Genomic DNA, 17,068 nt, shown 5'->3' with positions numbered 1-17,068 from the left:
TGGTGAATCCGGTTCCGCGCGTCAGCGATCGCCCCGAAATCCCGTGCGCGGCGAGCGTCGTACGGCGGGGCACGTGCCGCCCGGCGGGCTCCTGGACGAAGGTCTCAGGCGGGCGGGACGACCGCGGATCCGGCGGTGAGCCGTTCGTCTAGGTGCTCAGGCGCCGTCGGGCGTGAGTCCGGCCTGCTCGAGGACCCGGTTCTCCCGGCGCCACAGCAGCCGGATGTCCTCGCGCAGCGCCGGGTCGCGGCGGACGCGCGCGGCCAGCTCGGCGGAGTCGTCCGTGCCGGCGAGGCGGCCCAGCGCGGGCAGGTCGGCGAGCAGTGCCGCCAGCAGCGTGGCCTGCGTGGTCAGGGGGAACGGCCGGCCCCTCCGGTCGGTGAGGCAGCCGTGCCGCCCGGCGTACAGTCCGCAGCCGACCGGCACGCCGTCCAGTGAGACGAGCACGGCGTCCGGAGCGCGCAGGCGGCGGTAGTTCGGCTCGGTGGCGTCCACGACGGCGAGCTGGTCGTCGTCGAGCCACAGGACGATCAGCCGCGCGGTGGCGCCCGGCTCGAGCACCGGGGCCGCCGGGACGTACCCGGGCCGGCTCACATGCGCGGACACGCCGGGGACCAGACCGGTCACGTCGGCGTACGTCATCGGCACCAGGATCGGGGCACGTCCCGTGAGCTTGCGGTGCACCTGGGCGGGCGAGCCGTTGGACCCGACCGCCAGAACGGGATGCCGGTCCGCGACCCGTGGCCCGCCCGCGGCGATCAGCGCGTCGTCGAGGGTCTCCCCGCCGGGCAGCCGCCGGCCTCCCGGCGGGGCGCCGGGCTCTTCCCGCAGCGCGAGGAAGCGGTCGCCGGTCAGCAGCCCGGACTCCGGCGGCGGCCGTCCCGGGTAGACCAGCGGATCCCCGATGGGGTCGCGGGCCAGGCCGAGCGCGCCGAGGTGCCGGGACGGGCCCGGCACCGCCGGCTCAGCCACGCGTCACGACCAGGGCGGTGGCGTCGTCGTGGGGCTTTCCGCGCGCGGCCGGCGCGGCGAGCTCGGCCTCCCGTACGAGGTCGATCACGCGGCCCGGCCCGGCGCTCCGCAGCTGCCGCAGCAGGTCCGGCCACGTGTGGCCGAAGCGCTCGACCAGCCGCGTCACGCCGTCGCTGAGCAGCGCGACCGTGTCGACGTCCTCCCATGGGAACGTCGCGGTGACCGCCTCGTACGCGGCGGCGCGGCTGGTGCTCGCGACCCAGAACCCGCCCGGCCGGTTGCGGTGGGAGCGGACCGTCTCGAGTGTGTACGGAGGGCCGCCCGGCAGCCGCGTGAGGCGGTCGTCCTCCACGACGGCGACCGAGCCGTCCGTGCGCCGCACCACGACGGGCGAGTCGGCGAGCACGAGGCACTCCAGCTCGCCGCGGTCCCAGCGGGCGATCGCGACCGTCGAGGAGGGGCTGTCGGGGTTGGCCAGGTCACAGGTGTCACCGTGCGCCGCGCAGACGTCCTTGATCGCCTCGGCCAGGACGTCGGGGAGGCCGCCGGCGGACTCGGCCGCCAGGCGGGCGCTCAGCGCCGCCGCGAGCCGGTGCACCAGCCAGGCGACGTCGTGCACGCAGCCGCTGTCGACGCCGGCGGGCGCGGTGGCGCCGTCGAGCACGACCGCCCAGCCGGGGCCGGCCACCACGTAATCCTCGTTGACCGAGCCGGGCGCGGCCCGCGTCGCGTAACCCACCCGCGCCGGACGCGGGACGGCCGGCGTCTCATCGGCAGCGATCACGAGACCTCCCGCGCCGGAGGAGTGACCGGGCGCGCGTATTGATCGATTCGCTCGCTCTGTTCGCTCATGTCGTCCGCGATGGTAGCGAGGGCCGGTGACGAACCGGCCGGGCGTACGGGCCGACCGCCGCCGAGCCGGCGGACATGACCCGGTGGGGCCGCCGGTGAGGCACGTCCGCGGCCCGGTTCCCGGCGCCGATCGGCACCGGCCCCGGCGGCGCGGACGAAGGAGCGCGACTCGCCCAGCGCATTACCTTACGGGCGAAATGACAGGGATTATGACAAAGTTCGACCCGGCGGTTAACCCCTGAGACAGGTCCATGGCTTCGGTGATTCTGGCTTCCTCGCGCCGGTTCCGGTGCTGGTGCACGGTGTGGAGCGCGCTGGCGGTGACCGCCACGGCGGTGTGCGTCTGGGCGGCGTTCCTCGCCTACTCCCCCGCGATGGTGATGGCGGTAACGACGGGTGCCGCCCTCTCCGTCTACCCGGCCGTCCTGGCGCGCAGCCGGCTGGCCCTCACCGCCGCGGACCTGCAGGCGCGGTGGCCGAGCAGCGCCGCCGGCCCGCCGATCCCCTGGCCGGAGGTGACGGGCGTCGAGCTCCGCCGTGGGCTTCTGCTGGAGAAGGTGCAGGTCATCACCGACCGGCCGCGGGTGCTGTTCGCGCCCGCGCGGTTCCGGTACCGCGCCGACCCGGTCTTCGACGCGGCCGTGGCCGAACTGGCCCGGCGCAGCGGCCGTCCCGTACGCGCCGCGCGTCACCGGCTGGGCGCCGTCGCCGCCGCCGGCGCCGTGTGGGTCGGCTGTCTCGCGCTGCTGACCGCGATGGAGGCGCCGTGGAACGATCCCTCGTGGCCGTGGCGCCACGAGGCCGGGCGGCTGCCCGGCCTGTGCGCCATGTTCGCCTCGACCGCCCACGCGCTCCTCCCGCCCGGCGACCGTACGCCCGACGCCGACCTGCTCCTGCTCGGCCCCATCGAACGCCAGGAGGGCTGTACCTGGAGAACCGGCGTCGTCGGGACCTTCTCGGTCGGCCTGGGCCTGACCCGCAAGGGCCCGTTCGAGAGCGCCAGCGCGACCGCGCACGACGGCTTCCGCCGTACGGTGGCCGGGGCCCGCATCCCGGACCGGACCGCCGCGCCGGTGCGCGGCCTCGCCGACGAGGCACGGGAGATCACCGACGGCACCGCCGGGATCGGCCTGACGACGGCCGACCTGATCGCCCGCCGGGCCAACGTGATCGTCACCGTCCGCCTCATCGCGCCCACGTCCGTACCCGACGCCGCGCGCACGGTCGAACGGGTCGCGCGGACCGCCCTGGCGAACGTCAGGTTCGACTGACCGGGGTCAGGAGGAAAAGGGTTTGCGGACAGGCTCCGGCGAGGGTAGGACTGACGTTCCGGCCTCGTATGAGGCCCGCGACGTACGAGAGGAGGGCAGGCCGATGCATCCGCTGATCACCGCGCTCCGCCCCTCACGGGACGTGGACCACCACTGATCCCGGCACGGACGGGCGCACGCCTCCATTGGAGAGTGGCTTGACCGTAGAACGAAACGACCTGACCCTGCGCCCGCTCACCGGGCCGGAAGAACTCCCGCTCTTCACCCGGCTCCCTTATCAGACGAACGACCAGTTCGCGGCCGACCTCGCCGAAGGGCGACGCAGGCCCTCCTGGATGTGGGTCGCCCTGCGCGGCGACCGTCTCGTCGCGCGGGCCGCCTGGTGGAGCCGGCCGCACCACGACGCCCCGTTCCTCCTCGACGTCTTCGACCTCGACGACACCGCGCCGGACCGGCTCGACGCGGGCACCCGCCTGCTGAGGGCGGCGATGGCCGAGGTCGTCCCGCCGGGCGCCCCGATCCCGGAGTACACCCGTTTCGTCCCACCGGACTGGCGCGAGTCGCCCGGTCCGCGCCGGATGGTCGAGGAGCGCAGGTCCGTCCTGGAGGACCTGGGCGCCCGTCCCCTCGTCGAACGTCTGCGGATGGAGTGGCGACGCGGCGGTCCGGTCCCCGAGCCGGACGGCCGGCTCGTCTTCCGCCCCGTCGGCGACGCCGAGGAGCTCATCGGGCTGATGGCCGACGTGCTGAACGGCACGCTCGACGCCCACGGCCGCGCCGACCTGACGCGCATGCCGGCCCGCGCGGCGGCCGAGGCGCAGTACGAGGACGAGCTGACCGGCTACCCGAGCCCGCGGGAGTGGTGGCGGATCGCGACGCTGCCGGACGGCGAGCCCGTCGGGTTCGTCATCCCCGCGCACAACGGCTACAACCCGGCCATCGCCTACATCGGGGTACGCCCGGCCCACCGCGGGCGGGGGTACGTCGACGAGATCCTCGGCGAGGGCACCCGCGTGCTCGCCGCGGAGGGCGTGGACCGGATCCGGGCCTCGACGGATGTGGGGAACACCCCGATGGCGAAGGCGTTCGCACGGGCCGGTTACCCCGTGTACGAGCACCAGCTCGACATGACGTGGGGTTAGCGCTCCCGTGGCCGCCGGAGTCGGTTCACGTGCCGTCTCCGGCGGCCCGCGCGCCCTTCTCGCCGCGGCCTGAGGGTCACGCGCGAGCCGAGAAGGCACGCCGGTACGTGCTGGGCGACACGCCGACGGTCCGGGTGAAGTGGTGGCGGAGGTTGGCCGGGCTGCCGAGGCCGGAGCGCTCGGCGATCTGGTCGACGGGCAGCGCGGTCGTCTCCAGCAGGGAGCGGGCGTGGTCGAGCCGGATGTTGCGCAACCAGGTCATCGGGGCGGTGCCGGTCGCGGCGCGGAAGCGGCGGATGAGGGTGCGCTCGGTGAGGCCGGCCCGCCTGGCGAGTGCCGCGACGGTCAGCGGCCGGTCCAGGCGTTCGCGGGCCCAGTCCAGCAGCGGGCCGAGCTCGTCGGCGTCGTCGGGCACGGGACCGGCGTCGATGTACTGGGCCTGGCCGCCGGGACGGTGCGGCGGCATGACGAGCCGCTTCGCCAGGGCGTTCGCGACCGCGGCGCCGTGGTCGGTACGCACGATGTGCAGGCACAGGTCGAGACCGGCCGCGGTGCCCGCGCTGGTGAGCACGTCGCCGTCGTCGGTGTACAGCACGGACGCGTCGACGCGTACCTCGGGGTGGCGGCGGGCGAGCAGATCGGCGTGCATCCAGTGGGTGGTCGCGGTCCGCCCGTCGAGGATGCCCGCGGCGGCGAGCACGAACGCCCCGGAGCATAGCGACACGATCCGCCGGCCGTTGTCGTACGCGGCGCGGACGGCGTCGACGAGCTCGGCGGGCTGGGTGTCGTGCACGCTGTGGCACGCCGGGACGATGACGGTGTCGGCGTCGGCGAGGCGGTCGAGGCCGTGCGCGGTGACGGGCGCGAAGCCCGCCGCGGTCCGGACGGCGCCGGCGGGCGCGCACACCCGGAAGTCGTACCAGGTGTCGGTCAGGCCGGGCCGTGGGTAGCCGAACACCTCGCACGGGATGGCGAGTTCGAAGATCGGCACTCCGTCCGTGACGGCGAGGGCGACCGTGGGGGTTCGGGCACGCGCGTTCATGTCACGAATTTAGCGGTCGTTGTCGTTCCCGCCACTTGGCCGTCGCGCGCTCGGCCGCGAGGCTGAGGCGCATGGCAGATGAGTCGTCCGAGTCGTTCCTCGATCCCTCCGCCCAGACGGCCGCCCGCGTGTGGCGGCATGTCCTGGACGTACTCGGCGAAGAACGCGCCCGGCTGCCGGCACGGCCCGTCAGCCGGCCGGTGGACGCGGGCGCGTTGCGCAAGGCGGTGAGCGCGTACGACTTCGCCGTCCCCGTCCCGCCGGAGACGGCGGTCGACGAGGTCGTGGCGTTGCTGCGCGAGACGAGCGTGCACACGGCGCACCCGCGCTATTTCGGGTTGTTCAACCCGGCGCCCACGGTGATGGGCGTCGTCGGCGAGACGCTCGCCGCGGCGGCCAACCCGCAGCTCGCGGCGTGGTCGCACGCCCCGGCGGCGGTGGAGATCGAGGCGCACCTGATGCGCTTCCTCGGCCGCCGGCTCGGATACCCGGCCGACGAGGTGGCCGGGTCGTTCACCAGCGGCGGCGCCGAGGCCAACCTGACGGCCGTGCTGCTCGCGCTGACCCGCACCTGGCCCCGGTACGGCACCGGCGGGCTGCGCGCGCTGCCCGGCCGGCCGACGCTGTACGCGTCCGCCGAGAGCCACCTGGCCTGGTTGAAGATCGCGCACGCCACCGGCATCGGGCGCGACGCGGTCCGCCTCGTGCCGGTCGACGCCGGCCTGCGGCTGGACCTCGACCGGCTGGCCGCCATGATCGCGGACGACCGCCGGGCCGGCGACCTGCCCTTCCTGGTGGTCGGCACGGCCGGCACCACCGGGGCGGGCGTCATCGACCCGTTGCCCGAACTCGCCGCCCTCTGCGCGGCGGAGGGCCTGCGGCTGCACGTCGACGCGGCCTACGGCGGCGCCGCGGCGCTGTCCGACCGGCTGGCCGGGGCCCTGACGGGCATCGAGCGCGCCGACTCGATCACGGTGGACGCGCACAAGTGGCTCAGCGTCCCGATGGGCGCGGGCGCCCTGCTGTGCACCGACGCCGCCGGGCTCGCCGAGACGTTCCGGGTCACCACCTCCTACATGCCGGGCGCCGTCGCCGACACCGTGGACCCCTACACCTCCAGCCAGCAGTGGTCGCGCCGGTTCATGGGGCTGAAGCTGTTCCTCAGCCTCGCCGTCGCCGGACGGACCGGCTACGCCGCCCAGCTGGAACACGACGCCGGCCTCGCCGGCGTCCTCCGTCGCCGGCTCCTCGACAGCGGCTGGACCATCGTCAACGACACCCCGCTGCCCGTCGTCTGCTTCACCGACCCCCGCGCCGCCGGGCTGCCCGGCGACGCGTCCCGGGCCCACCACGCCGGGCTCGCGGACGCGGTCGTGGCCGGCGGGCACGCCTGGATCAGCCCCGTCACCCTGGACGGCCGCGCCGCGCTGCGCGCCTGCGTCATCAGCCACCACACCACCGCCGCCGACATCGAGGCGCTCGTCCGGGCCGTGAACGACGCACGTACGCGCTCGCGCCCGTGATGGCGTGCCGCCTCCGGAGAAGGCGGAGAATCCGGGCATGGATGTTCCTGAGCTTCTCGCGCGCGCCTGCGCGCTCGTCCCGGGCGACGCGCGGAGCGACGCCGGGCTCTCCGCCGGCGACGTCCGGGAGTACCTGCGTCTCACCGAGTGGGACTCCGCTCTCGGGATCCTCGGCGACTTCCCGGACTCTCCGTGGCAGACCGTCGAGTTCTGGTCGCTGCTCGAACGGGCCGCCGGCCGGATGTGGCTGGACCGGGAAGTGGCCTGGTGCCGGTGGCGCGGCTGGGAGGCGCGTCACGGCGTCATCCGGGCCGAGCTGCGGCTCGTTCCGCCCGACGCGGCCGGCGGGCGCCGCCTGCCGATTCCCGGCGAGGGACGGCTGCGGCCGATGTGGGCCATCGGCGCGCCGTCCCCCGACGCCGGACTGCACGTGGCGCGCGTCTGGGTGGAGTCCGCACCGGAGATTCCCCCCGGCGGGCACGGCGTGATCCGGCTCGCGCCTCTCACACCGGCCGACTGGCGGCACCTCGAACCCGGTGCGCCGATCACCATGCACGAGGGAAGACCGGTGGCCGGAACCGCGACGATCGTCCAGGTCACGGCGCCGCCGGGGCACGACGGCGCCGAAGGCGAATGACCGCGTGTCACACTCCGGCGGGCCCACCTGTCACACCTGCGGAAGCCTTCCCCGGCTTCGGAAGGCCCGCTCGAGTCACCGGTGCGACACGATGGAGGAACTCGCCATGGCCCGGATCTCACTCACTCCGCCCGACACCCTGCTCAACCGCATCGGTTCCTGGTACTCCCGGCGTACCTACGGCAAGGTGCTCGACCCCGGTCTGGCCGTGGGACACAACGCGCGGGTGCTGCTCACTTACGTCCGGCAGGAGCGCGGTGCGGCCAGGTGGAACAAGCTCGACCCGGGTCTCAAGCACCTCGCCGTCATGGCATCGGCCGCCAGGATCGGCTGCTCATGGTGCATGGACTTCGGTCACTGGGAGGCCGACGCCGCCTGCGCGGTACCGTCGCAAGCGTGATCGACGCGACCACCTTCCAGGAGCACCGGCGCATGCTGTTCGGCATCGCCTACCGGATGCTCGGCAGCGTCGCCGACGCCGAAGACCTGGTGCAGGACACCTGGCTGCGCTGCAGTCAGGTGTCCACCCCGATCGACAACCCGGTCGGCTATCTGACCCGTACGATCACCAACCTCGCGCTCAACCGGCTCGCCTCGGCCACCGCCACCCGCGAGCGGTATGTCGGCCCGTGGCTGCCCGAGCCGCTGGTCACCCGGCCCGACGCGACCGAGGAGGTGGAGTTGGCCGAGTCCGTCTCACTCGCCATGCTCGTCGTGCTCGACACCCTCTCGCCGTTGGAGCGAGCGGTCTTCGTGCTCAAGGAGGTCTTCGGCTTCTCGTTCAAGGAGATCGCCGGAATGCTGGAGCACAGCGAGGCGTCCGTACGGCAGGTCGGCCACCGGGCCAGGTCACACGTTCGGTCCCGCCGGCCGCGCTACGACACGCCGCCCGAGGTACGGCGGCAGGTCACCGACGAGTTCCTGGCCGCCTGTCTCGGCGGCGACCTCAACCGGATGATGGAGCTGCTCGCCCCGGATGTGACGGCCTGGAGCGACGGCGGCGGCAAGGTGAAGGCCGCCGTCCGTCCGCAGCGCGGCGCGAAGAACGTCGCCCGCTTCCTCGCCGCCGTCCTCTCCCAGCCGATGGCCGACCCCCGGCTCCACGCGGTGGACGTCAACGGCCGTCCCGGCCTGCTGCTCACGGTCGCGGGCCGCCCGGACACCGTCGCCTGCGCCGAGGTCGCGGACGGTCGGATCACCGAGATCCACATCGTCCGCAACCCGGACAAGCTGCGACACCTGGCGACCGGGCGGCGCCACACGAGCGCGTCGGACGTCACGCAGAGCTGAGGCTTCGCCGGTCTCAGGGCCCGTCCGTGCCGGAACGTGGCCGGCCGGCGATCGGGCGCGGTCAGGCCTTGTCGGTGAACAGCCGGTCGAGGTGCCGGTCGACGGCGGTCAGGGCCTCTTGGGGCTCGATCACGTCCAGTTCGATGAGCGGGGTCAAGCCGGTGAGCGTCAGGAGCAGGTTCGTCTCTGTCGCCGGGTCGCGGTCGGGGCCGATGTGGCCATCGGCGATCGCTTGACGGACGATCTGCTCGACGAGGTCGCGTCCGTGGGTCAACCCGTCGCGTGCGCGTGCATGGATGTTGGCGTTGTGCAGTGCCTCCAGGACGTAGGCGGCGCTCATCCGGCTCGTCGCACGTGCGTCGGGATGCAGAGGGAGCATCTCCGTGAGCATCACTCGGAGCACGTCACGGGGGTGCGGCGGGTCGCCGAGCTCCCTGACGCCTTCGGCGACGCGCAGTGATGTCTGCTCGGACGCGAAGTCCATCGCGAAGACCAACATCTCTTCCCGGGTGGCGAAGTAGTGCTGCACCGCGCCGTGGGAGATGCCCGCCTCCTTGGCGATCTCGCGGACGCTCGCGTGCGCGATGCCGCGCTGTTCCACTAGGCGCCACAGTGCTCGGGCGATCGTCTCGCGGCGTTCACGGTGATCCACCTGCCTGGGCATCGTCCACCCCCTTGTTCCAATACAGTTGACATATTACAGGTGACCGGTAAAAGCTGGGAGCCGGTTCGCGGAGGAAGGGTGTGGCATGTTCGAGCGTCCAGGAGCACGGACCGCGGAGGGCCTCGTCGAAGGGCGCCGGCGGGGAGAGCACGCGGTGTTCCGCGGCATCCCCTACGCTCGGTCGCCGATCGGGCCGCTGCGCTTCCAGGCGCCTGTCCCGGTCGAGGAGTGGGACGGAACACGGCAGGCGACCGAGTTCGGCCCCGTGGTGCCGCAGGCGGGACCGACGGCCGAGAGCTCAGCCGGGAACGACTGGCTCACCCTCAACGTCAGCACCCCGGCCTGGGGACGGCCGGGCTGCCCGTGCTGGTGTGGATCCACGGTGGCGCCTACATCGCGGGGGCCTCCAGCGACCCGATGTACGACCCTGCGGCCCTGACCGGCGCGGGCCTGGTCGTGGTGAGCATCAACTACCGGGTGGCGGCCGAGGGCTTCGCCCTTGTCGAGGGCGCCCCGGCCAATCGCGGGCTCCTCGACCAGATCGCGGCCTTGGAATGGGTACAGCGCAACATCGCCGCTTTCGGCGGAGACCCTGACCAGGTCACGGTGGCGGGACAGTCCGCCGGGGCGGGGTCGATCGCGGCCCTGCTGACGATGAAGCGGGCGCGGGGGTTGTTCCGCAGGGCCATCGTGCACTCGGTGCCGGGATCGCTGTGCACCCGCGCGCTGGCGGAAGACGTCACCGCCACGCTCGCGGGCCGGGTCGGTGCGGCACCTGACGCCGGAGCCCTGTCCGGCATCGACCCCTCACGCCTGGCCGGCGAACTCACCGCCCTGGGCGCCGACCTTCCCAAGCGTTGGGGCCGGCTCTCAAAGATCGGTGTCGCCGTGTGCCCGGTCCTCGACGGCGTGGTGCTCACCGAAACACCCTGGAGGGCGCTGGCCGACGGCCGTACGGACGGAATCGAGCTCCTCGTCGGCCACACCCGCGACGAATTCCGGCTCTTCAGCGTCATGATGGGGCGGCTGGGCACCTTCACGGAGGACGAGGCACGGACGGCCCTGGATCTGTTCGCCCCGGCACCGGACGGCGCCGACGCCTACCGTGCCGCCTACCCGCAGGCCACCCCTGAAGAACTGCTCGAACTGGTGTACTCCGATGCCCTCTTCCGGATGCCCTCACTGCGGCTGGCCCAGGCGAACCACGCGGCTGGAGGCACGTCCTTTCTCTTCGAGCTGCGACTGGCGGCCCCGGCGTCCGGCGGAGTCCTGGGCGCCTGCCACAGCCTCGACGTTCCCCTGGCGTTCGGCACGCTGGACAGCCTCGCCGGTCGGCACCTCTTCGGCGACCGGCCGACGCCGGAGGTCTCGGCGGTATCCCGTGAGCTGCAACGGGCATGGGTCCGCTTCGCCACGGCCGGCGACCCCGGGTGGCCCGCCCACGGACCCGAGGAACAGCTGACTCGCGTCCTGGATATCGAGTCGAAGACCCTGCCTTACCCGGAAGAGGCCTCCCGCCGGATCTGGGAGCGACACGACCCGGCCCCCTTCGACCTCGCGTAGACGAGGATCCCGACTTCCCGAGCCGGTGGCCGTCCGGACGCGCGCACGGAAGGCACAGACACCAGATTTCCGCTGGCCGGCGCCGCACTAGAGAAGGTGGCGGAGGCGTACGGGAATCGAACCCGCCCACGACACCGAGCGCCGTGCAGTGGTTTTGAAGACCATGGGGGCCACCAGGCACCCTCCCGCCTCCGGTCGTGAGCCTACTCAGGTGGTGGCCGGGGTGCGCCAGAGGGTGGCGCGTTCGGCCGCGGTCCACAGGGTCGAGGTCAGGAGGTACAGGCCGGCGGCCAGGGGGACGTACGCGGCGATCAGCAACGTGCCGTACGGGAGGACGCGGGTCACCCGGCCGAGGGCGCCTCGCGGGGCCGGTCCGCGCCGCGCCTGGCGGGAGGTCCACCAGGCCGTGAGGGCGAGCAGGGCGAACAGGCCCAGGAACACCAGGCCGTGCGGGCCGAAGGCGCCCGCGGACAGGAGCCAGCGCATGCCCAGCGGTGTGCCGAACAGTGTGTGGGCCAGCAGCAGGTTCGCGTGGCCGCCCACGGCCGGGGACAGGAACAGGCGGTAGACGACGGTGAAGACGGGCATCTGCAGGAGCGACGGGCCGATTTCGGCCCACATCGAGGTGCCTTCGGCACGGTAGAGAGCGCCGATCTCCTGACGCGCGCGGACGGGGTCGGCGCGGTGGCGGTCGAGGAGCTTTCTGACCTGGGGTTCCAGGCGCAGACGCGCCCGGCTCGCCCGTGCCTGGCGGAAGCTCAGCGGCAGCAGCGCCAGGCGGACGCAGGCGGTGAAGACGACGATGGCGACGGCGGCGCTGAGGCCGCCCGTGAGCGGCTCCAGCAGGGACGTGAGCCCGGTGACGAGGTGGTACGCGACGCCGACGGCGGCGTCGAACGGTGCGAACATGCGGTGGGGAGACCCTTCGGCTCGTGCTCGGGAGAGGACAGGCGAAAGGGCCGCGTCCGGCGGTGGCCACGGGAGACCCGCGGCCACAGGTGTTTCACCGGCCCGGCGGTGTCTCGCCGGGCAGGAGGGAACCGGTCAGGCGGCGCGGAGACGCGCCCCCGGCGCAGCGGTCGGGTGAAACAGACGCTGGGCGGCCCGCGTGCGGGCCGACGGTGCCCGGGGACGTGGGCGGCCCGCGGCGTCCGGGTCGCACAGCCGGACGATGGCGGTACGGCGGGCGCGCGAGCGCAGCGCCAGCGACCGCGCCGGACCCTCCGGGGCGAGCCGCACGGCGGGACGGCGTGCGGCGAGCAGCACCAGCCCGGCGACGGCGAGAGCCGCCGCGGCGAGCAGGACCCCGGACGGCGTGAGCGCGTCGGCGGCGTCCCAGCCCGCGATCAGCACCGCCACGGTGACGGCCAGGATCCGGGTCATGCCCTACCGACGCTCACCGCGTCCCGCCGGTTCCCGGAAGATCCCGGAAAGGCGGGCGGCCGAGCGAACGGACGGGCGGCGCCCCTCGGCCGGGCGGGAACCCGATGGTGAGCCGACTGGGCCGACCGCCGAGGGGGCCTGTGCCGTGGCGAACGGCCGGGCGCTTGGCCGGCCGGTCAGGCTTCGTACAGGGCCGCGAACGTGTCGGCGTACTTCGAGTGGATCACCCGGCGCTTCAGCTTCAGCGTCGGTGTCAGCTCCTCGCTCTCCGGGGTCCACTCGTCCGGCAGCAGGCGCCAGCGTTTGACCTGTTGCACGCGGGCCAGCCGTCCGTTGGCCGCCTCCACCGCGCGGGCGATCTCCTCCAGGACCAGCGGATGGGCGGCCAGGTCCGCCAGGTCTCCCTCGATGCCGCGCGCCGCGGCCCAGGCCGGTGCCACCTCGCCGTCCAGGGTCAGCACGGCCACCACGTAGCGCCGCCCGTCGCCGTAGGCCAGGGCCTGGCCGACCAGGGGGTGTTCCTTCAGCAGGTTCTCGATGAGCGACGGGGCGATGTTCTCCCCGCCCGCGGTGATGATGATCTCCTTCTTGCGGTCGACGACCTTCAGGAAGCCGTCGTCGTCGAGTTCGCCGAGGTCACCGGTGTGCACCCATCCGTCGGCGTCCAGCAGGGCCTCCGACGGCAGGTTGAGGTAGCCGGGCGTGCAGATGGTCCCCCGGATGAGGATCTCGCCGTCGTCGGCGATCCGGATCTCCATGCCCGGCATCGCCCGCCCGACCGTGCCGAGCTTGAAGGAGTCCGGCCGGTTCGCGGTGGCCGCGCCGGTCGTCTCGGTCATCCCGTACACATCCAGGATGCGCAGGCCCAGGCCGGCGAAGAAGCGCGCCACGTCGAGCGGCAGCGGCGCGGCGGCGCTCAGCGTCTGCCGTACCCGGTCCAGGCCGATCAGGGCGCGCATCGGGGCGAGCACGGTCTCGTCGGCGCGCTGGAACGCCTCCAGCACGGCCGGGGTCGTCTCCCGCCCGTACTCGCAGGACTCGACGTAGGCCCGCCCGGCGCCCATGGCGGCGGCGACCGCGGCGCGCCGGGAGTCGTCCTGTTCCGCGGCGAGGACGGCCTGGATGGCGGCCATCATCTTCTCCCACACGCGGGGCACGCCGAAGAAGCCGTGCGGGCGCGCCCTGGCCAGGGTGGCCGCGAGCTGGGACGGGTCGGGGCAGAAGTAGACGTGCGTGCCGCGGACGACCGGCAGGTAGAGGCTGATCACCCGGTCGGCGATGTGGGCGAACGGCAGGTAGGAGACACCGACGCTGCCCGCCGGGAGCTCGGAGGTCATGTCCGAGACGCGGCACTCGTACAGCGCCATGCGGTGCGTGATGATGACGCCCTTGGGGCGGCCGGTCGTGCCCGAGGTGTAGAGCACGGTCAGCGTGGAGTCCGGCGTGAGGTCGCGCCACCGTTCGGCGCCGGGCTCCCCCATGCCCAGGAACGACTCCCACGACAGGTACGGGTCGCCGGGCGGGCAGTCGTTCAGCACGATCACCGCGCGCAGGCCGGGCAGCCGGGACAGGATCGGCGCCCAGCGCTCGACCTGGGACGGCCCGTCCAGGACGGCGTACCGCGCGGCGCAGTCGCCGGCGACGTAGGCGATCTGCTCGGGCGCCAGCGTCGCGTAGAACGTGGTCGGGATGCCGCCGGCGTGCACGACGCCGAGGTCGGCCAGGACGTGCTCGGTGCGGTTGGGCATCATCAGCGCGACGGTGTCGCCGGGCTCCAGGCCGAGCGCGGCGAACGCGGCGGCGATCCGCAGCACGCGTTCCCGGGCCTCGGACCAGGTCAAAGTCTGCTCACCCTGGGTGAACGCGGGGGCGTCCGGATGCCGCGTCGCCGTCTCCAGCAGGGCGTCGGCGATCGTGGCACCCGCGATCGCCTTCTCGACCTCGGCCCGTTCCTCCAGCACGCCCATCGCACTCCTCCGGTGTCAGTGCTCGCTTACGAAGCAGCATCGCACCATGTAGAACGCGATTCGGACAAGGGCTTCGACGCGATAAGTTCCATCGTGGAGAACCGACGCGGAGGGCCCCATGAACTATCGACTCACGCAGTACGCCCACGGCGGCGGCTGCGCCTGCAAGATCCCGCCGGGTGAGCTCGAGTCGGTCGTGGCCGGGCTCATCGACACCGCGCCCCCGGACGACCTGGTCATCGGCCTCGACGACGGCGACGACGCGGCCGTCGTGCGGATCGAGGAGGGCAACGCCGTGGTCGCCACGGCCGACTTCTTCACGCCCGTCGTCGACGACCCGTACGACTGGGGGCGGATCGCCGCGGCCAACGCCCTCTCCGACGTGTACGCCGTCGGCGGCCGTCCGCTGGTCGGCGTGAACCTCCTGGGCTGGCCGCGCGACACGCTGCCGATGGAGCTCGCCCGCGAGGTGCTGCGCGGCGGGCTCGACGTCGCACGCGAGGCGCGGTGCCACGTCGCGGGCGGGCACAGCGTGGACGACCCGGAGCCGAAGTACGGCATGGCGGTGACCGGGCTCGCCGACCCGGCGCGGCTGCTCCGCCTCGACGCCGGGCGCCCCGGCATGCCGCTCTGCCTGACCAAGCCGCTGGGCATCGGCGTGCTCAACACGCGGCACAAGGCGACCGGCGAGGTCTTCCCCCAGGCCGTGGCGGCGATGACGACCCTCAACGCGGGCGCCTCCCGGGTCGCGCTCGATCGCGGCCACCCCTGCGCCACCGACGTCACCGGCTTCGGCCTCCTCGGCCACCTGTACAAGATGGCGCGGGCGAGCGGGGTCACCGCGGTGGTCGACTCCTCCGCCGTCGACTACCTCGACGGCGCGCGCGAGGCCGTACGGGACGGCTTCGTCTCCGGCGGCACGCGGCGCAACCTGTCCTGGGTGAGCCCCCACACCGACTTCGGCTCGGTCGCGGAGGAGGATCGGCTGCTGCTGGCCGACGCGCAGACCTCCGGAGGTCTCCTCGTCGCCGGTGAGATCCCGGGCGCCCCGGTCGTCGGCGAGCTCATCGGGCGGGAAAGGCACACCCTGATCGTTCGCGGATAGATCGCCGAGGGTACGAAGCAGGCACACTCTCATGGCCGCTGCGGAGATTCGGGGGAGACCGCATGGCCACATCGGCGACCGACGCATGCCGCGAACGCCGCTTCCTGGGACATCCACGGGGCCTCGCGACCCTGTTCCTGACCGAGATGTGGGAGCGCTTCAGCTTCTACGGCATGCGCAGCATCCTCGTGCTGTTCCTCGCCGCCCCCGCCGCCCAGCACGGCCTCGGGCTCGCGGGCGGCACGGCCAAGGCGCTGGTCGGCGTGTACTCGGCCATGGTCTACCTGGTCACGCTGCCCGGCGGCTGGGTCGCCGACCGGGTGCTCGGGCCGCGCTCGTCCGTCCTGTACGGCGGGCTGATCATCATGCTGGGGCACCTCGCGATGGCGGTGCCCGGCGGCGCGGGGTTCGTCTACCTCGGCCTCACCCTGATCATCGCCGGTACGGGGCTGCTCAAGGCGAACATCGCCACGCTCGTCGGCCACCTGTACGGGGAGGGCGAGGACGCCCGCAGGGACGCCGGATTCTCCATCTTCTACATGGGCATCAACGTCGGCGCGTTCCTCGCACCGCTCGTCGTGGGCACGCTCGGGCAGAAGGTGTCCTGGCACCTCGGTTTCGGCATCGCCGCGATCGGCATGGCTCTGGGCCTGGTCCAGTACGTCCTCGGCCGGCGGCACCTGCCCGGGGGGCAGCCGTCCCGCCGGCTCGACGACCGGGAGCGGCGCCACCTGCGTACGGCGGTTCTCGCCGGCTCCGCCGCCGTCGTCGCGGTCGCCGTCCTCGGCGCGGCCACCGGCACGCTCACCCTCGACAACGTGACCTGGGCGGTCGCCGTGGTCCCGCTCGGCGTCGCCGCGGCCTACTTCGCGTTCATGTTCTTCGGCAGCCACGAGATCACCCGGGAGGAGCGCGTCCGGCTGCGCGCCTACATCTGGCTGTTCGCCGCGGCGTCGGTGTTCTGGCTGGTCTATGACCAGGCGGCCACGGAGCTGTCGACGTTCGCGCAGAAGAAGACCGACCTCTCCGTGGCCGGCTGGGAGATGCCGTCGAGCTGGCTGCAGGCGGTCAACCCGATCATGGTGATCGCGCTCGCCCCGGTGTTCGCCGCCCTGTGGCTGCGGGCGGGCGACCGGCTGAGCACTCCGCTGAAGTTCACCGCCGCGATGATCCTCGTCGGCGTCTCGTACTTGATCATGATGTTCGCCGCGGCCGAGGCCACCCGCGGTGCCCGGATCTCCGCGCTGTGGCTCGTCGCCACCTACCTCGTCCAGACCACCGGCGAGCTGTGCCTGAGTCCGGTCGGGCTGTCGGTGACGACCAAGCTCGCGCCCCGGGCGTTCGCCGGCCAGATGATCGGGCTGTGGTACCTCGCCATCGCCGTGGGCGACGCCATCGGCGGGCAGCTGACCCGGCTCGCCGGCACGGTCCTGTCCGAGCCGGCCTATTTTCTCGCCCTGGCGATTCTCGCGCTCGTGACCGGAGCCGCCCTCGCCGCCGCGATCCGGCCGTTGCGGGCACTGATGGCCGAGCATCCCGCACGCGGCTGACCCGCGCCGATACCCCCCGCGTGATTTCTCCGGCGCCACGTGACCGAAATAGGACATCGCGGCGATTCGCCGGGATCCTGACGGCGAACATCGGCGTCGAAGGTAAA

17 protein-coding genes and 1 tRNA gene are annotated in these 17,068 nt (G+C 73.2%); 10 read left to right on the top strand and 8 right to left on the bottom strand.

Annotation, left to right across the window (positions count from 1 at the left end):
- Nucleotides 1-156: 156 nt before the first annotated feature.
- Nucleotides 157-972, bottom strand: coding sequence for a hypothetical protein (locus OG417_RS27980; protein ID WP_329234461.1), 816 nt, complete (start codon nucleotides 970-972; stop codon nucleotides 157-159).
- On the bottom strand, nucleotides 965-1,756 hold the full coding sequence (locus tag OG417_RS27975) for a protein phosphatase 2C domain-containing protein (protein ID WP_329234458.1): 792 nt from the start codon (nucleotides 1,754-1,756) through the stop codon (nucleotides 965-967). Before OG417_RS27975 ends, OG417_RS27980 begins: the two co-directional genes overlap by 8 nt.
- Before the next feature lie 328 nt (nucleotides 1,757-2,084).
- On the opposite strand from OG417_RS27975, the gene OG417_RS27970 reads away from it, so the two are divergent.
- Nucleotides 2,085-3,095 carry a hypothetical protein gene (locus OG417_RS27970; RefSeq protein ID WP_329234453.1) on the top strand — a complete coding sequence of 337 codons (1,011 nt, stop codon included), beginning with the start codon at nucleotides 2,085-2,087 and terminating at the stop codon, nucleotides 3,093-3,095.
- 197 nt (nucleotides 3,096-3,292) lie between these two features.
- A complete protein-coding gene (locus tag OG417_RS27965) occupies nucleotides 3,293-4,237 on the top strand; it encodes a GNAT family N-acetyltransferase (RefSeq protein WP_329234451.1) in 945 nt (314 codons plus the stop codon).
- A 76-nt stretch (nucleotides 4,238-4,313) separates the two neighbouring features.
- Here the strand turns inward: OG417_RS27965 and OG417_RS27960 are convergent, their stop codons facing one another.
- Complete coding sequence (locus OG417_RS27960; RefSeq protein WP_329234448.1) at nucleotides 4,314-5,279, bottom strand: helix-turn-helix domain-containing protein; 966 nt, start codon at nucleotides 5,277-5,279, stop codon at nucleotides 4,314-4,316.
- A gap of 71 nt (nucleotides 5,280-5,350) precedes the next feature.
- On the opposite strand from OG417_RS27960, the gene OG417_RS27955 reads away from it, so the two are divergent.
- The 4 genes from OG417_RS27955 (at nucleotide 5,351) to OG417_RS27940 (ending at nucleotide 8,729) form a co-directional block, all read left to right on the top strand.
- Complete coding sequence (locus OG417_RS27955; RefSeq protein WP_329234445.1) at nucleotides 5,351-6,802, top strand: pyridoxal phosphate-dependent decarboxylase family protein; 1,452 nt, start codon at nucleotides 5,351-5,353, stop codon at nucleotides 6,800-6,802.
- A gap of 37 nt (nucleotides 6,803-6,839) precedes the next feature.
- The gene (locus OG417_RS27950; protein ID WP_329234441.1) at nucleotides 6,840-7,439 is read left to right on the top strand and encodes a hypothetical protein; all 600 of its coding nucleotides are present in this window, start codon (nucleotides 6,840-6,842) and stop codon (nucleotides 7,437-7,439) included.
- Between the two features lie 106 nt (nucleotides 7,440-7,545).
- Entirely contained in the window at nucleotides 7,546-7,839 is a 294-nt protein-coding gene (locus OG417_RS27945; protein WP_329234438.1) for a hypothetical protein, read from the top strand.
- The gene (locus tag OG417_RS27940) at nucleotides 7,836-8,729 is read left to right on the top strand and encodes an RNA polymerase sigma-70 factor (RefSeq protein ID WP_329234436.1); all 894 of its coding nucleotides are present in this window, start codon (nucleotides 7,836-7,838) and stop codon (nucleotides 8,727-8,729) included. Before OG417_RS27945 ends, OG417_RS27940 begins: the two co-directional genes overlap by 4 nt.
- Before the next feature lie 61 nt (nucleotides 8,730-8,790).
- Here the strand turns inward: OG417_RS27940 and OG417_RS27935 are convergent, their stop codons facing one another.
- Complete coding sequence (locus tag OG417_RS27935; protein WP_329234433.1) at nucleotides 8,791-9,393, bottom strand: TetR/AcrR family transcriptional regulator; 603 nt, start codon at nucleotides 9,391-9,393, stop codon at nucleotides 8,791-8,793.
- A gap of 85 nt (nucleotides 9,394-9,478) precedes the next feature.
- Between OG417_RS27935 and OG417_RS54450 the strand changes: the two genes are divergently transcribed.
- Both OG417_RS54450 and OG417_RS27930 read left to right on the top strand, forming a co-directional pair.
- Nucleotides 9,479-9,832, top strand: a complete 354-nt coding sequence (locus OG417_RS54450) for a carboxylesterase family protein (protein ID WP_442875582.1) — start codon at nucleotides 9,479-9,481, stop codon at nucleotides 9,830-9,832.
- Nucleotides 9,736-10,956, top strand: coding sequence for a carboxylesterase/lipase family protein (locus tag OG417_RS27930; RefSeq protein WP_442875766.1), 1,221 nt, complete (start codon nucleotides 9,736-9,738; stop codon nucleotides 10,954-10,956). The genes OG417_RS54450 and OG417_RS27930 overlap by 97 nt, the downstream gene beginning before the upstream one ends.
- A 97-nt stretch (nucleotides 10,957-11,053) precedes the next feature.
- Here OG417_RS27930 and OG417_RS27925 read toward each other — a convergent pair.
- The 4 genes from OG417_RS27925 to OG417_RS27910 form a co-directional block, all read right to left on the bottom strand.
- Nucleotides 11,054-11,149 (bottom strand) — tRNA-Sec (locus OG417_RS27925).
- Between the two features lie 14 nt (nucleotides 11,150-11,163).
- Nucleotides 11,164-11,865 carry a YidC/Oxa1 family membrane protein insertase gene (locus OG417_RS27920; RefSeq protein WP_329234426.1) on the bottom strand — a complete coding sequence of 234 codons (702 nt, stop codon included), beginning with the start codon at nucleotides 11,863-11,865 and terminating at the stop codon, nucleotides 11,164-11,166.
- A 135-nt stretch (nucleotides 11,866-12,000) separates the two neighbouring features.
- Complete coding sequence (locus OG417_RS27915; RefSeq protein ID WP_329234423.1) at nucleotides 12,001-12,339, bottom strand: DUF6412 domain-containing protein; 339 nt, start codon at nucleotides 12,337-12,339, stop codon at nucleotides 12,001-12,003.
- 176 nt (nucleotides 12,340-12,515) lie between these two features.
- Nucleotides 12,516-14,306, bottom strand: a complete 1,791-nt coding sequence (locus OG417_RS27910; RefSeq protein ID WP_329234420.1) for an AMP-dependent synthetase/ligase — start codon at nucleotides 14,304-14,306, stop codon at nucleotides 12,516-12,518.
- A gap of 118 nt (nucleotides 14,307-14,424) precedes the next feature.
- Between OG417_RS27910 and selD the strand changes: the two genes are divergently transcribed.
- Both selD and OG417_RS27900 read left to right on the top strand, forming a co-directional pair.
- The gene (selD, locus tag OG417_RS27905; protein WP_329234417.1) at nucleotides 14,425-15,411 is read left to right on the top strand and encodes a selenide, water dikinase SelD; all 987 of its coding nucleotides are present in this window, start codon (nucleotides 14,425-14,427) and stop codon (nucleotides 15,409-15,411) included.
- Nucleotides 15,412-15,473: 62 nt separating this feature from the next.
- Nucleotides 15,474-16,961, top strand: a complete 1,488-nt coding sequence (locus tag OG417_RS27900) for a peptide MFS transporter (protein WP_329234414.1) — start codon at nucleotides 15,474-15,476, stop codon at nucleotides 16,959-16,961.
- Nucleotides 16,962-17,068: the final 107 nt, after the last annotated feature.

The sequence above is a fragment of the Actinoallomurus sp. NBC_01490 genome (assembly GCF_036227085.1).
Lineage (GTDB): Bacteria > Actinomycetota > Actinomycetes > Streptosporangiales > Streptosporangiaceae > Actinoallomurus > Actinoallomurus oryzae.
The sequence above is the reverse complement of the archived record's forward strand: the minus strand, read 5'-3'. Positions and strand labels throughout refer to the sequence as shown.